Origin of the sequence: Shigella sp. FC1567 (assembly GCF_001743015.1) — a bacterium.
Taxonomy (GTDB): Bacteria; Pseudomonadota; Gammaproteobacteria; order Enterobacterales; family Enterobacteriaceae; genus Escherichia; species Escherichia coli.
The window spans coordinates 1-13762 of record NZ_MIIV01000015.1 but is presented as its reverse complement, the minus strand read 5'-3'; the positions used below and the strand labels follow the sequence as shown (position 1 = coordinate 13762).

The following is a 13762-nucleotide window of genomic DNA, read 5'->3' as shown; positions in this document are numbered from 1 at the left end:
TACGAACCGAGCAGGTCGGAGGTTCGAATCCTCCCGGATGCACCATATTCTCCGAAACTTCAGCAATGAAGGTATCGAAGAGGTAGCGGAATTAACCGCAGGCACCAGGGATGATAACTGTGTACTTAGCGACGCCGAAGGGCGAGCCGCAAGGCGAGTAATCCTCCCGGATGCACCATCTCTTACTTGATATGGCTTTAGTAGCGATATCAATATCAGCAGTAAAATAAATTTTCCCGATGCATCCGTAGCTCAGCTGGATAGAGTACTCGGCTACGAACCGAGCGGTCGGAGGTTCGAATCCTCCCGGATGCACCATCTTCTCCCAAAAATTTCCTTCAAAAATATCTCATTTCTAAATAACTACTTTATCCATTTCCTGAATTTTCTTCTCCTTCGCCATCAGCGACAAAATCAAGCAATTACGCTAAAGTAGCGTCATATTTTTCGACTTGCGAGAAGACCATGTACGAGCGTTATGCAGGTTTAATTTTTGATATTCCTGGATACGGAGCCTACGCACCGTAAAGCGTGGCGCGAAGTATTAGGGCACTACGGTCTTCAGTACGATGTTCAGGCAATGATTGCGCTTAATGGATCGCCCACCTGGCGTATTGCTCAGGCAATTATTGAGCTGAATCAGGCCGATCTCGCCCCGCATGCGTTAGCGCGTGAAAAAACAGAAGCAGTAAGAAGTATGCTGCTGGATAGTGTCGAGCCGCTTCCTCTTGTTGAAGTGGTGAAAAGTTGGCATGGTCGTCGCCCAATGGCTGTAGGAACGGGGAGTGAAAGCGCCATCGCTGAGGCATTGCTGGCGCACCTGGGATTACGCCGTTATTTTGACGCCGTCGTCGCTGCTGATCACGTCAAACACCATAAACCCGCGCCAGACACATTTTTGTTGTGCGCGCAGCGTATGGGCGTGCAACCGACGCAGTGTGTGGTCTTTGAAGATGCCGATTTCGGTATTCAGGCGGCCCGTGCAGCAGGCATGGACGCGTGGATGTTCGCTTGCTGTGAGTGAAGCGTTATCGCTTTTCTCGTTGTTTGCCAGTAGTTTTCTCAGCGCTACACTATTACCCGGCAACTCCGAAGTCGTGCTGGTGGCAATGTTGCTTTCCGGGATCAGTTATCCCTGGGTTTTAGTTTTAACAGCAACAATGGGTAATAGCCTTGGAGGGTTAACTAACGTTATCCTTGGGCGTTTCTTTCCATTGCGTAAAACATCGCGCTGGCAAGAGAAAGCTACTGGCTGGCTGAAACGCTATGGTGCAGTCACGCTATTATTAAGCTGGATGCCCGTGGTTGGCGATTTACTGTGTCTGTTAGCGGGATGGATGCGCATCTCGTGGGGACCGGTAATCTTTTTTTTGTGCCTTGGTAAAGCTTTACGCTATGTTGCAGTTGCAGCAGCTACCGTTCAGGGCATGATGTGGTGGCACTAATTGTAGGCCTGCACATATGGTCACCATTACAGTTATGCTAATTAAAACGATTTTGACAGGCGGGAGGTCAATTTGATCCCGGACGTATCACAGGCGCTGGCCTGGCTGGAAAAACATCCTCAGGCGTTAAAGGGGATACAGCGTGGGCTGGAGCGCGAAACTTTGCGTGTTAATGCTGATGGCACACAGGCAACAACAGGTCATCCTGAAGCATTAGGTTCCGCACTGACGCACAAATGGATTACTACCGATTTTGCGGAAGCATTGCTGGAATTCATTACACCAGTGGATGGTGATATTGAACATATGTTGACCTTTATGCGCGATCTGCATCGTTATACGGCGCGCAATATGGGCGATGAGCGGATGTGGCCGTTAAGTATGCCATGCTACATCGCAGAAGGTCAGGACATCGAACTGGCACAGTACGGCACTTCTAACACCGGACGCTTTAAAACGCTGTATCGTGAAGGGCTGAAAAATCGCTACGGCGCGCTGATGCAAACCATTTCCGGCGTGCACTACAATTTCTCTTTGCCAATGGCATTCTGGCAAGCGAAGTGCTGTGATATCTCGGGCACTGATGCCAAAGAGAAAATTTCTGCGGGCTATTTCCGCGTTATCCGCAATTACTATCGTTTCGGTTGGGTCATTCCTTATCTGTTTGGTGCATCTCCGGCGATTTGTTCTTCTTTCCTGCAAGGAAAACCAACGTCGCTGCCGTTTGAGAAAACCGAGTGCGGTATGTATTACCTGCCGTATGCGACCTCTCTTCGTTTGAGCGATCTCGGCTATACCAATAAATCGCAAAGCAATCTTGGTATTACCTTCAACGATCTTTACGAGTACGTAGCGGGCCTTAAACAGGCAATCAAAACGCCATCGGAAGAGTACGCGAAGATTGGTATTGAGAAAGACGGTAAGAGGCTGCAAATCAATAGCAACGTGCTGCAGATTGAAAACGAACTGTATGCGCCGATTCGTCCAAAACGCGTTACCCGCAGCGGCGAGTCACCTTCTGATGCGCTGTTACGTGGCGGCATTGAATATATTGAAGTGCGTTCGCTGGACATCAACCCGTTCTCGCCGATTGGTGTAGATGAACAGCAGGTGCGATTCCTCGACCTGTTTATGGTCTGGTGTGCGCTGGCTGATGCACCGGAAATGAGCAGTAGCGAACTTGCCTGTACACGCGTTAACTGGAACCGGGTGATCCTCGAAGGTCGCAAACCGGGCCTGACGCTGGGTATCGGCTGCGAAACCGCGCAGTTCCCGTTACCGCAGGTGGGTAAAGATCTGTTCCGCGATCTGAAACGCGTCGCGCAAACGTTGGATAGCATTAACGGCGGCAAAGCGTATCAGAAAGTGTGTGATGAACTGGTCGCCTGCTTCGATAATCCCGATCTGACTTTCTCTGCCCGTATCTTAAGGTCTATGATTGATACTGGTATTGGCGGAACAGGCAAAGCGTTTGCAGAAGCCTACCGTAATCTGCTGCGTGAAGAGCCGTTGGAAATTCTGCGCGAAGAGGATTTTGTAGCCGAGCGCGAGGCATCTGAACGCCGTCAGCAGGAAATGGAAACCGCTGATACCGAACCGTTTGCGGTGTGGCTGGAAAAACACGCCTGACAGAAAAGAAAAAGGCCACTCGTGAGTGGCCAAAATTTCATCTCTGAATTCAGGGATGATGATAACAAATGCGCGTCTTTCATATACTCAGACTCGCCTGGGAAGAAAGAGTTCAGAAAATTTTTAAAAAAATTACCGGAGGTGGCTAAATGCCGTTGTTAGATAGCTTCACAGTCGATCATACCCGGATGGAAGCGCCTGCAGTTCGGGTGGCGAAAACAATGAACACCCCGCATGGCGACGCAATCACCGTGTTCGATCTGCGCTTCTGCGTGCCGAACAAAGAAGTGATGCCAGAAAGAGGGAGCCATACTCTGGAGCACCTGTTTGCTGGTTTTATGCGTAACCATCTTAACGGTAATGGTGTAGAGATTATCGATATCTCGCCAATGGGCTGCCGCACCGGTTTTTATATGAGTCTGATTGGTACGCCAGATGAGCAGCGTGTTGCTGATGCCTGGAAAGCGGCAATGGAAGACGTGCTGAAAGTGCAGGATCAGAATCAGATCCCGGAGCTGAACGTCTACCAGTGTGGCACTTACCAGATGCACTCGTTGCAGGAAGCGCAGGATATTGCGCGTAGCATTCTGGAACGTGACGTACGCATCAACAGCAACGAAGAACTGGCACTGCCGAAAGAGAAGTTGCAGGAACTGCACATTTAGTCAGTAAACTATCTTCACAATTAATTGAAAAAAGCCAGTTCAAATGAACTGGCTTAGTTGTACTTAGTGCGCACCACCTCCGCCGCCACCTGCGCCAAAGGGCGGTTTAGCAAACCACACCAGCCCCAGCAGGACGAGGAATATCCCGGCTGACATCCAGAAGATCTCATTGGCGGAAATAATCAGCCCCTGATTAGTGATCTGCTGGGCAATCCAGCCTGATGCCTGCTGTTGCGTCATCCCAAGCCCTTCCAGTTGACTGTACATCGCCTGGGCATTCGGGTTGAACGGGTTTACCGACTCAGTCAACTGCGCATGGTGCATCGACTCGCGGTTGGTCCACATGGTCGTGGTTATCGACGTGCCGATAGACCCCGCCAGCGTTCGCGTAAAGTTAGAGAGGCTCGATGCCGCCGCCAGTCGTTCCGGTGGCAAACCAGACAGCGTAATGGTGGTCAGCGGCATAAAGAAGCAGGCCACCGCAAACCCCTGGATAAACTGCGGCCAGGCCGACGCGCCAAAATCCATACCTGGTTCAAAGGTATAGGCACGCCAGTAGAAGCAGACGGCATACATAATAAAGCTGAAGGTTACCAGCCGCCGCATATCCAGTTTATGCGCGAAGCGGCCGATAATCGGCGACAGGATCACCGGAATAATCCCTACCGGCGCAGAGGCCAAACCTGCCCAGGTCGCCGTGTAACCGTAGACCTCCTGCAACAACTGCGGCAGCAGAACAATCGCGCCGAAGTAGAGCATATACGCGAGGCTGATACACAAGCAGCCGATGGTGAAGTTGCGCGACTTAAACAACGACAGATCGACTATCGGGTTATCGTCGGTCAGCTCCCAGACAATCAGGAAGCAGATAGCCACCACCGCCACCACGGTAAGAATGATAATTTCCTGTGATGAAAACCAGTCCAGCTCTTTACCGCGGTCGAGCATAATCTGCAGGCTACCGATACCAATAACCAGCAGTGCCAGCCCCACGGCATCAATCCGCCGCCGTTCGGTGCGGGTTTCGCGTCCGCGCAGGGTTTGCAGTGTCATCAACACCACCGCCACGCCAATTGGCACGTTGATGAAGAATATCCAGCCCCAGTGGTAATTATCGCTGATATAACCGCCGAGGATTGGGCCGCAAATTGGCGCGACAATCACCGTCATCGACCACAACGCCAGCGCGATTGAGCGTTTGGCTGGCGGGTAATTATTCAGCAAAAGACTTTGCGAAAGTGGGATCAACGGCCCAGCGACAATCCCCTGAATCACACGGAAGAAGATCAGCATATTCAGGCTGCTGGAGACACCACACTCCCACGACGCAATAGCAAAGGCGATGGTGGACCAAAGGAACAGTTTCACTTCCCCGACGCGCTTTGCCAGCCAGCCGGTAAGCGGGATCGAGATGGCATTCGCCACCCCGAAAGAAGTGATTACCCACGTTCCCTGGCTGAGCGATGAGCCCAGATTCCCGGCGATAGTGGGGATCGCCACGTTAGCAATGGTGGAGTCCAGCACCTGCATGAATGTCGCCAGTGACAGCGCAATCGTCATAATGACCAGTTGCGCGCCTTCCAGCGGTTTTTGCTGTTGCATCACACGCACCTCTGGATTAGCCAGCGTTAGCTTTTACGATATCGTCGATCAGTTTATTGACAGGTGCCAGGCTGATTTCACGCGCGGTACTTACCGCGACCGGTGTTGAACGTACTTTATTTGCCAGTACCTGACCGTCACGGTTAGTGGTATTGACGCTCACCAGCGTGGACAAACCAATGCGCAGCGGGTATTGCTCCAGCTGTTTCTGGTCCAGTTCGATACGCACAGGTAGACGCTGAACGACTTTGATCCAGTTACCGGTCGCATTTTGCGCCGGAAGCAGTGAGAATGCGCTACCTGTGCCCATATCCAGACCAACCACTTTACCGGTGTATTTCACATCATCGCCGTAAATATCCGTGGTGATAGTGACCGGCTGACCGATACGCATATTGGCAATCTGCGTCTCTTTAAAGTTGGCATCCACCCACATATTGGTGGCTGGAACTACCGCCATCAGCGGCGTCGTTGGGCTAATTTGCGCCCCAGGCTGTACCGCGCGGCGGGAGACATAACCGGTCATCGGACTGACAATACGGGTACGCTCCAGCGCCAGCCAGGCGTTACGTACTTCGGTGGCAGCCTGTTGCACGGCAGGCTGATCTTCCAGTTTAGTCCCCAGAATCATCGCCTGATTGGCATTGTATTGTTGAATAGCGACGTCCAGTTGCGCCTGGGCACTGGTGACGGCGTCGCGGGCGTGTTGCAGCTCTTCGCGACCAATCAGGTTGGCATTGCCCAGCGGCACACGGCGGTTGTAGTCGCTTTGTGCTTTCGCGAGGGCGATTTTTTGCACCTCAATATTCGCCTGTAACTGTTTGCTGTTAATCATCAGCTGGTGGGTTTGGCGAACGCTGGAAGCCAGTGCAGTTTTGGCTTTTTCAAACGCCTGGCGAGCATCTGTCGGGTCGAGAGTGACCAGAACATCGCCTTCTTTTACAAAATCGGTGTTATCGGCCCAGACTTTCGTCACGCTGCCAGACACCTGAGACATAATTTGAATCTGATTCCCTGCCACGTATGCGTCATCGGTTTCTTCGAAATGACGCAGTACCAAAAACCAATAAATCCCTATCGCTACGGCAATAATTATAAAGAGCAAGGTGAGAAGGAGGAGCAGACGCTTACGTTTGCCGCTCTTCTTTACCGGTTGCTGCGGGGTTTGAGTCTCCGCATTTGCGCTCATATTGTTCTCCACGATCTTCTTAACTCATCGGCTGAGCCGACCTGCTTGCCAAAAAGGCCAGCATGTTGCGATGCTGGCCGGTCATTTTTTCTTTTATAAATCTGGATTTTTGAGCGAGATGACGCGTTAGCTCATCGCTTCGAGAACCACACCGTCTTGTTCCATCTGGTCGAGACGGGAGAGCAATTTGCGGGTGATTTGCTCGAGCTGATCTTTTTCTGTTGTGCTGAGCGCGGACCAGAGTTGATGCAGGCAGTTATGCTGCGGTGGTAAAACCTCGCGCAAAAACTCGTGACCTTTTTCCGTTAATTGCAGATGCAGGCAGCGGCGATCGTTATCGCTTTCACGACGTTCGATCCAACCGCGTTTTTCCAGTTCATCGGCAATACGCGTCGCGTTGGTACGGGATGATCCAAGAGCACAACTTAATTCAGAAGGCTGAATACTGTGGTTTTCCTGAGACTCCAGCGTAATCAACGCCATAAACAACGTCTCGTTAATCCCCTGAGCCTTCAGCATTTTATTGCGGTTCTCCAGCAGCTTGCTTTGCATGTGCATGCAAAGACGAGTCAGAAGGATCTCCTGATAAGGAAAATCTTCGTGGCGGCTGGCGCGAAATTTTAGCATTTGTTCAATGGGCGTAAACGAACTATCCATTTGGGTATGACCTCATTAATTTCAGCCGATATAGTAACGACAGTAACAAATAAAGTAAATGTATTGTTTTAGAAAAATGATTCTTGTGGGTTATATAATCGCCATCACTTTCCAGGCGAGCCCATAGGCCAGCGCACTAAGCAGTGTTGGGATGATAATGCTGCGTGTTTTATAGAAACTGGCACCCAGTACCGCGAAGCCGACCAGCGTGGGCACGAAACGGCGTGTATCGTGCATCACTTCTGGTGCGGTAGAGACAACCAGCAGAGCGCATATCGAGGCGATGCCAATGGTGTCGAGCAAAATACCTACCGCGCCACGTTTGGTTGGGCGGGCATTACCCACACGCAGGCGCAGCGGCAAATAGCGGAAGCAATAATTCGCCACGCCAACCAGTAACCCAAGCAGCAGAACCTCATAGCTCATCGGGCGCTCCTTGCCAGAATGCCTGGATTAACGCAGTGAGGCAGCCACAGACAATGCCTGCCAGAATGGCGACGGGAATAGAAAATAGCGTTACGCCTGCAAGGGCACCAACTAACGCTGCGGTAACGCAAAGAGATTGTTTGCGCTGGAAAGAGGCGAGCAGGAAACTCATAAAGAGTGCCGGAAGCATAAAACCTAATGCAGCTTCAACGGCGGGATAACCTTGCAGCAAGCCGCTGCCGGAGAATGCCCCTATTACCGTACCAAATACCCACGATGACCATGAACTGAAGGCAATGCCGATCATCCAGTTCTCGCTCCAGCGGCGATTATTGCGTACCAGTTTTGCGGTTGCGGCGGCAAAAACCTCATCCGTCAGGCCAAATGCCCACAGGGCGGTTTTCGATTTTTGCAGACGCTGAATAATACGGCTACGCAGTGACGGGCCATACAACACATGGCGAACATCCATTGCCATGACGGTCAGTGCAGCAACCCACAAACTACTCCCGGCTGCCAGCATCGCGGTAATGACGAACTGGCTCGCGCCTGCATAAATGATGCAGGAGAAAAAAACGCTTTCGAGAGGAGAGAATCCCAGACGGGTCGCATTCAGACCGAACGCAAAGGCCACCGGAATATAACTAATAACAATCGGTAAACTGTCTTTGCATCCTTCCATGAAGGTCGCCGAACCAAGAGCAGGCTGTGGAGTAGGGCTTTCCATAGAGTGTACGCTTAACGATTGTTAATATTATAAATAGACTGAATGAATATCTTAACCTTATCAGACTGATGGGCTTCTTAACACCCTTATAAGTGTAAAGCCACGAAAACGGTTGCTGATTGCTTAATTTGCGGCTTCCTGACGATGAAAACCTCGCCACCAGACCAGTAAGTTAACCAGGGCAATCGTCGCGCCAGCCAGACAAACGCCAGCCCAACCGCCATGTTGCCAGGCTGAGGCTGAAATTAGCGAACCGGCGGCACCGCCAATAAAGTAGCTGGTCATGTAACCTGCGGTCAGGCGATTACGCGCATCAGGGTGTATTCGATAAATTACCGTCTGGTTAGTGATATGCACGCCCTGTACGGTGAGATCCAGCACCAGGATGCCGATAATCAGCGCCAGTACGGAAGTGTGACCAAACCAGATCGCCAGCCATGAAAGTAATAGCAGCAGCAGACCGAAAGTTGTGGTGTGGTGCGATTTACCCTTATCGGCAAAACCGCCCGCCGGACGAGCGCCCAACGCTCCGGCAGCTCCCGCAAGTCCAAACAGACCAATGACACCATCGCTGTAGTTAAAAGGTGGAGCGGCAAGCAAAAAGGCCATTGAGGTCCAGAGAATGCTGAAGTTGGCAAAGGTCAGGCAGCCCAGCAATGCGCGGGTGCGCAGGATCTTATCGCTGATAAACATGCTGAAAACGGAACCTAACAACTGTGGGTAGTTGAGGTGGGTTTCTGATTTCATTTGTGGCAGACCACGCCATAATGCCAGCGCCATCAGTGCCATTAACACCGAGGCAACCCAAAAGACGGTGCGCCAGCCGCCGAGATTCGCCAGCAATCCGGCAACGGTCCGTGCGAGTAAGATCCCCAACAGCAGACCGCTCATAATAGTGCCAACCACTTTGCCGCGTTTGTCCGGTGAAGCCAGCGTCGCTGCCAGCGGAACCAGAATTTGTGCCACGACAGAGAATAAACCGGTTAATGCCGTACCGAGGATCATCATCGCCAGCGACTGACTGCTGGCAGTGATTAACATGCCGCCTGCCGCCAGTAAGGTCATCGAGACAATCAGGCGGCGGCGTTCAAACATATCACCGAGGGGAACAAGAAACAGCAGACCTGCTGCATAGCCCAATTGCGCGGCGGTAACAATAAAGCCTGCCGAACTGGCGGAAAGGGAAAAGTTACGCGCGATGGTGTCGAGCAATGGCTGGGCGTAATAGTTACTGGCTACCGCCAGACCGGTGGCGATAGACATCAGCACGATCAGCGCCGGGCTAAGCTCATGATTAGGTTTAGTCATTATTTTTGTTCATCAGGTGATGATTAAGCTGGAAATCAATAATAGCGGATGTTGATGAATATGGGATGAAAGATAGCTTGTTGAAATGTGCGATGTGGTTTGTAGGCATGATAAGACGCGCCAGCGTCGCATCAGGCATTGTGCACAGAACGGCGGATGCGGCGAAAACGCCTTATCCGCCATACGGAATGAGTGTATTTTGTAGGCATGATAAGACGCGTCAGCGTCGCATCAGGCATTGTGTACAGAGCGGCGGATAAGGCAAAAACGCCTTATCCGCCTGAATAAAAATTACTTCTGCGCTGCCAGCGCCTCATTCACCCAGCCATCGAACTGCTGCTGGTGGGCTTTGATCCAGCCATCAACGTGGCCCTGAATATCGCCTTCTGAGGCTTTGCCGTCATGCATAATGGCGTTCTGGGCGTTAATATCGGCCACTGGCAACTGCATAATGGCAAACAGTTTGGCTGCCGCCGGATTTTTCTCGGTCCAGGCTTTGTTGGCAACGATATGCATGGTGCTGACCGGGAAGCCGTAATTCGCGCCATTCGGCAGTTTGGTATCGGCATTTTTATCGCCCGGCAGTGCGGAGAACGGCACCTGCAACCAGACCACATCTTTCCCTGGCTTCAGCTCATTACTCACCCAGTACGGCGTCCAGGTGTAATAAAACACCGGTTTGCCCTCTTTGTAGCGACTGATGGTGTCGGCCATCATCGCTGCGTAGTTCCCCTGATTATGCGTCACGGTGTTGGTCAGTTCATACGCGGCAAGCTGGTGGTTGATCGCACCTTCGCAGCCCCAGCCAGGATTACAACCGGTTAAATCCGCTTTACCGTCGCCGTTGGTATCGAACAGTTTGGCGATCTTCGGCTCTTTCAGTTGTGCGATGTTGGTGATTTTGTACTGGTCGGCGGTTTTCTTATCGATCAGGTAACCCTGTGCCGCGCCGTTAACAAATACCCCTTCACGATAAAATTTCTTATCGCCACCGGCAGCTTCGTACATGTTGTCATGCAGTGGCGTCCAGTTCACGGCGGTGAAGGTTGCATCGCCGGAAGCAAGCAAGGTGTAGCCAACGTTGTAATCTACTTCGCTGGGTTTGTTGACGGTATAGCCTAATTTCTCCAGCGCACGGCTGACCAGCAGCGTCTGGAAGGTTTCTTCGGTGATGGTGCTTTGAACTGGATTAACAGTAATACCTTTGCCCGGCAGATCGGCAGCAAAAGTTTGTGTAGAGATAAGCGTGGCAAACGCTGTCGCAAAAAGTACGCTATGTCGCATTGTTATTCCTTTTTTTGGCAGGGTGATAATGCCCGGCGTCACCGGGCAAGTGCAGAGTTACTTAATGAATGGGCGGGTCAGCAGACCAACAGGGCCAGTGGTGTACCAGCGACGGTTGCCGCGACTGCGTGAGTCGCGCCCAACGGCCTGCGTCAGGCGATCGAGGATAATGGCGAGGATCACAATCCCGACGCCGCCAACGGTGGCAAGCCCCATATCCAGACGACCGATACCGCGAAGTACCATCTGACCCAGCCCGCCGACGGCAATCATCGAGGCAATGACCACCATAGAAAGGGCCAGCATCAGCGTCTGGTTAACGCCCGCCATAATGCTCGGCATCGCCAGCGGTAACTGAACTTTGAACAGCATCTGGCGCGGGCTGGCACCGAATGAGCGCGAGGCTTCAATCAGATCCGCCGGAACCTGGTTAATCCCCAGAATGGTCAGACGGATAATCGGCGGCAGAGCAAAGATGATCGTCACCACCACGCCCGGCACGTTACCGATACCAAATAGCATGACGATTGGCACCAGATAAACAAACGCTGGCGTGGTCTGCATGGCATCAAGCAGTGGACGAATAATTTTCGCCGCTCGCGGACTTCTCGCCAGCCAGATCCCCAGCGGCAAACCAATGACGATACAGAACAGCAGGGCGGTTAACACCAGCGCCAGGGTAACCATGGCCTGCGACCAGGCACCGATTGCGCCGATGGCAATCAGCGAAACCAGCGTCGCCACGCCCATTCCGACCCCGGAAATCTGCCAGGCGATGAGAGCGAAAACGATAATCGCCACCGGTGCGGGCATACCCAGCAGCAATTGCTGGAAACCGTTGAGGATATAATCAACCGGAACGCGCACGCCCTGGAAGACGGGACGGAAATGGGTAACAACCCAGTCGATCCCTTCAGTGACCCAACTGTCGAGCGGGATCAGCGTTTTATGGAACGGATCGAGAATATTAAAATGCTCGACGTTTGGCGCAGGCGTACTGGTCAGCCAGTCAGCACCACCGCCGTCAGTCGGTGCAGTCGCCGGTGTACCCCAGGCGTCTGCGGATTGCACGGCACTGTCCGCCGCTGGCGTGGTATCCCACGGATTATTTTGATCAGCCATTATTTACCCCCTCACGATCTAAAGCGCGCAGCAGCATTCCTTTCGAAATGATGCCGACATACTGTTGGTCCTCGTCGACCACGGGTACCGCACAGGGTGCCTGTCCGACATGAGAGAGCAACTCGCTAAGAGGCGTTTGTGCATCGACTGCTAACGGCGCATCAATCAGCGCCGCATCAAGACCTTGCTGCTGCGTTAACGCGGTTTTAAGCGAATCGATGGAAACTGCGCCGACAAACTTATTACCGCGTTCGATAACGTAGCCATATTCGCGATCTTCATCCTGCAATAATTTCAGTGCCGAACGTGGGCCGAAGCCAGGGGTTTTACGAATTAAGCCATTCGGTGTCCGGCGGGCAATATCTTTCGCACTGAATACCTGACTAATATCAACGCCACGGAAGAAGGTACGGACATAATCATTCGCCGGATTATTGAGAATTTCATCCGGTGTGCCGACCTGTACCACTTCACCATTTTGCATAATGGCAATTCGGTCGCCAATACGCATAGCTTCATCGAGATCGTGGGAAATAAAGACAATGGTGCGCTGATGTTTCGCCTGTAATTTTACCAGCTCATCCTGCATCTCGGTGCGAATTAATGGATCGAGCGCCGAGAAGGCTTCGTCCATTAATAATATATCCGGATTAATCGCTAACGCGCGGGCTAATCCCACACGTTGACGCATCCCGCCAGAGAGTTCATCCGGGTAGCTGTGGGCATAATTTTCCAGCCCGACCTGACGCAGTGCATCAAGGGCTTTTTCCCGGCGTTCTTCTGCATTAATTCCGGCCAATTCCATACCGAACGCAGTATTGTCCAGCACGGTCATATGCGGCATTAAGGCAAAGGACTGGAAGACCATCGCAATCTTTTTTCTGCGCACCTCACGGAGTTCGGCATCGGATATTTTGGCAATATCCACACCATCAATCAGCACTTGCCCGCGGGTGGGTTCAATCAGGCGATTGAGAAGGCGTACCATTGTGGATTTACCCGAGCCGGATAATCCCATGATGACAAATATCTCGCCTTCTTCAATGGCCAGACTGGCGTCTTTTACGCCAAGCGATAGCCCAGTTTTTTCCAGAATTTGTTCTTTCGAAAGTCCTTGTTCGATATATTTGAACGCTCGCTGTGGATGCTCGCCAAATATTTTATAAAGATTTTTAATTTCTAATTTAATTGCCATGCAATAGAAAGATTCCTTTATTTGTTTATGTCGATATATTACCCAATGGAAATAGTCACTTTTTTCTACCCTAACATACTGAGAATCTGAGGCAACCCCTGAGGGCAAATGTGGCATGAATATTGATGCGAGCAAATCGCCGGAATTTCCCGTGATATAAGGGCTGAGAGCAAATCGAGAAAAGTTGATATTTTTTGTCATAGATAGCGAAAAAACGCCTGAATATTGTAGTTTCAGGCGAATAATGCAACAGAGTCTCAGTGTAGATCACTACAGAATATTTGCGTGATAAAAAGCTATTTGGCGGGAATTATTTCCCTGCTGCGGGTAGTGATATTTTTGAAAATAACACCCTCAGAAATTCCAGTCTTCATCTTCTGTTTCAACCGCTTTCCCCATCACATAAGAGGAGCCTGAACCACGGCAGCCTGACGGCTGCAAATTGAAAACCGCCCCTGTTCGTCCTGTTGTTGCCGCACGCTCCGCAGAATATGTATGCTCTGAGGACCTGTT

General features: G+C 51.6%; 13 protein-coding genes, 1 tRNA gene and 2 pseudogenes. 6 read left to right on the top strand and 10 right to left on the bottom strand.

The genetic code is table 11. The annotated features are described in order from the left end of the window. The 6 genes and pseudogenes from BHE85_RS27015 to luxS all read left to right on the top strand — a co-directional run. On the top strand, positions 1-190 hold a 190-nt coding region (locus tag BHE85_RS27015), incomplete at its 5' end, for a hypothetical protein (protein ID WP_458694259.1). 51 nt (positions 191-241) lie between these two features. Continuing rightward, a tRNA-Arg gene (locus BHE85_RS01330) sits at positions 242-318 on the top strand. Positions 319-465: 147 nt separating this feature from the next. Beyond that, positions 466-1020 (top strand): annotated as a pseudogene (yqaB, locus tag BHE85_RS01325) (fructose-1-phosphate/6-phosphogluconate phosphatase). Beyond that, positions 1017-1445: a YqaA family protein gene (locus BHE85_RS01320; protein ID WP_001287457.1), complete on the top strand. Its 429-nt coding sequence runs from the start codon at positions 1017-1019 to the stop codon at positions 1443-1445. Before yqaB ends, BHE85_RS01320 begins: the two are co-directional and overlap by 4 nt. Before the next feature lie 72 nt (positions 1446-1517). Beyond that, a complete protein-coding gene (gene gshA / locus BHE85_RS01315) occupies positions 1518-3074 on the top strand; it encodes a glutamate--cysteine ligase (protein WP_000611830.1) in 1557 nt (518 codons plus the stop codon). 149 nt (positions 3075-3223) lie between these two features. Continuing rightward, positions 3224-3739: an S-ribosylhomocysteine lyase gene (gene luxS / locus BHE85_RS01310; protein WP_001130216.1), complete on the top strand. Its 516-nt coding sequence runs from the start codon at positions 3224-3226 to the stop codon at positions 3737-3739. A 63-nt stretch (positions 3740-3802) separates the two neighbouring features. Here luxS and emrB read toward each other — a convergent pair whose 3' ends face one another. From emrB to BHE85_RS27135, 10 genes and pseudogenes are all read right to left on the bottom strand, one after another. Next, positions 3803-5341, bottom strand: coding sequence for a multidrug efflux MFS transporter permease subunit EmrB (gene emrB / locus BHE85_RS01305; protein ID WP_004986179.1), 1539 nt, complete (start codon positions 5339-5341; stop codon positions 3803-3805). A 16-nt stretch (positions 5342-5357) separates the two neighbouring features. After that, positions 5358-6530, bottom strand: a complete 1173-nt coding sequence (gene emrA / locus BHE85_RS01300; protein ID WP_001295175.1) for a multidrug efflux MFS transporter periplasmic adaptor subunit EmrA — start codon at positions 6528-6530, stop codon at positions 5358-5360. Between the two features lie 126 nt (positions 6531-6656). Beyond that, positions 6657-7187: a multidrug efflux transporter EmrAB transcriptional repressor EmrR gene (gene emrR, locus BHE85_RS01295; protein WP_000378442.1), complete on the bottom strand. Its 531-nt coding sequence runs from the start codon at positions 7185-7187 to the stop codon at positions 6657-6659. A 90-nt stretch (positions 7188-7277) separates the two neighbouring features. After that, entirely contained in the window at positions 7278-7613 is a 336-nt protein-coding gene (gene ygaH, locus BHE85_RS01290) for an L-valine transporter subunit YgaH (protein ID WP_000119763.1), read from the bottom strand. After that, complete coding sequence (ygaZ, locus tag BHE85_RS01285) at positions 7603-8340, bottom strand: L-valine exporter subunit YgaZ (protein ID WP_000445646.1); 738 nt, start codon at positions 8338-8340, stop codon at positions 7603-7605. The genes ygaH and ygaZ overlap by 11 nt, the downstream gene beginning before the upstream one ends. A 123-nt stretch (positions 8341-8463) precedes the next feature. Continuing rightward, complete coding sequence (locus tag BHE85_RS01280) at positions 8464-9648, bottom strand: MFS transporter (protein WP_000165699.1); 1185 nt, start codon at positions 9646-9648, stop codon at positions 8464-8466. A gap of 291 nt (positions 9649-9939) precedes the next feature. Next, entirely contained in the window at positions 9940-10932 is a 993-nt protein-coding gene (gene proX, locus BHE85_RS01270) for a glycine betaine/L-proline ABC transporter substrate-binding protein ProX (protein ID WP_001216511.1), read from the bottom strand. 57 nt (positions 10933-10989) lie between these two features. Beyond that, a complete protein-coding gene (gene proW, locus BHE85_RS01265; protein WP_000774995.1) occupies positions 10990-12054 on the bottom strand; it encodes a glycine betaine/L-proline ABC transporter permease ProW in 1065 nt (354 codons plus the stop codon). Further along, positions 12047-13249: a glycine betaine/L-proline ABC transporter ATP-binding protein ProV gene (gene proV, locus BHE85_RS01260; protein ID WP_000985494.1), complete on the bottom strand. Its 1203-nt coding sequence runs from the start codon at positions 13247-13249 to the stop codon at positions 12047-12049. Before proV ends, proW begins: the two co-directional genes overlap by 8 nt. A gap of 354 nt (positions 13250-13603) precedes the next feature. Then, positions 13604-13669, bottom strand: a pseudogene (locus BHE85_RS27135) (hypothetical protein); the annotation flags it as partial. Between the last annotated feature and the right edge of the window lie 93 nt (positions 13670-13762).

What these genes read in the sequence shown, in the direction of transcription:
- BHE85_RS01280 (WP_000165699.1), bottom strand. Translation starts at nt 9,648, where the DNA reads ATGACTAAACCTAATCATGAGCTTAGCCCGGCGCTGATCGTGCTGATG.
- proV (WP_000985494.1), bottom strand. Translation starts at nt 13,249, where the DNA reads ATGGCAATTAAATTAGAAATTAAAAATCTTTATAAAATATTTGGCGAG.
- emrB (WP_004986179.1), bottom strand. Translation starts at nt 5,341, where the DNA reads ATGCAACAGCAAAAACCGCTGGAAGGCGCGCAACTGGTCATTATGACG.
- ygaH (WP_000119763.1), bottom strand. Translation starts at nt 7,613, where the DNA reads ATGAGCTATGAGGTTCTGCTGCTTGGGTTACTGGTTGGCGTGGCGAAT.
- emrR (WP_000378442.1), bottom strand. Translation starts at nt 7,187, where the DNA reads ATGGATAGTTCGTTTACGCCCATTGAACAAATGCTAAAATTTCGCGCC.
- ygaZ (WP_000445646.1), bottom strand. Translation starts at nt 8,340, where the DNA reads ATGGAAAGCCCTACTCCACAGCCTGCTCTTGGTTCGGCGACCTTCATG.
- luxS (WP_001130216.1), top strand. Translation starts at nt 3,224, where the DNA reads ATGCCGTTGTTAGATAGCTTCACAGTCGATCATACCCGGATGGAAGCG.
- proW (WP_000774995.1), bottom strand. Translation starts at nt 12,054, where the DNA reads ATGGCTGATCAAAATAATCCGTGGGATACCACGCCAGCGGCGGACAGT.
- emrA (WP_001295175.1), bottom strand. Translation starts at nt 6,530, where the DNA reads ATGAGCGCAAATGCGGAGACTCAAACCCCGCAGCAACCGGTAAAGAAG.
- proX (WP_001216511.1), bottom strand. Translation starts at nt 10,932, where the DNA reads ATGCGACATAGCGTACTTTTTGCGACAGCGTTTGCCACGCTTATCTCT.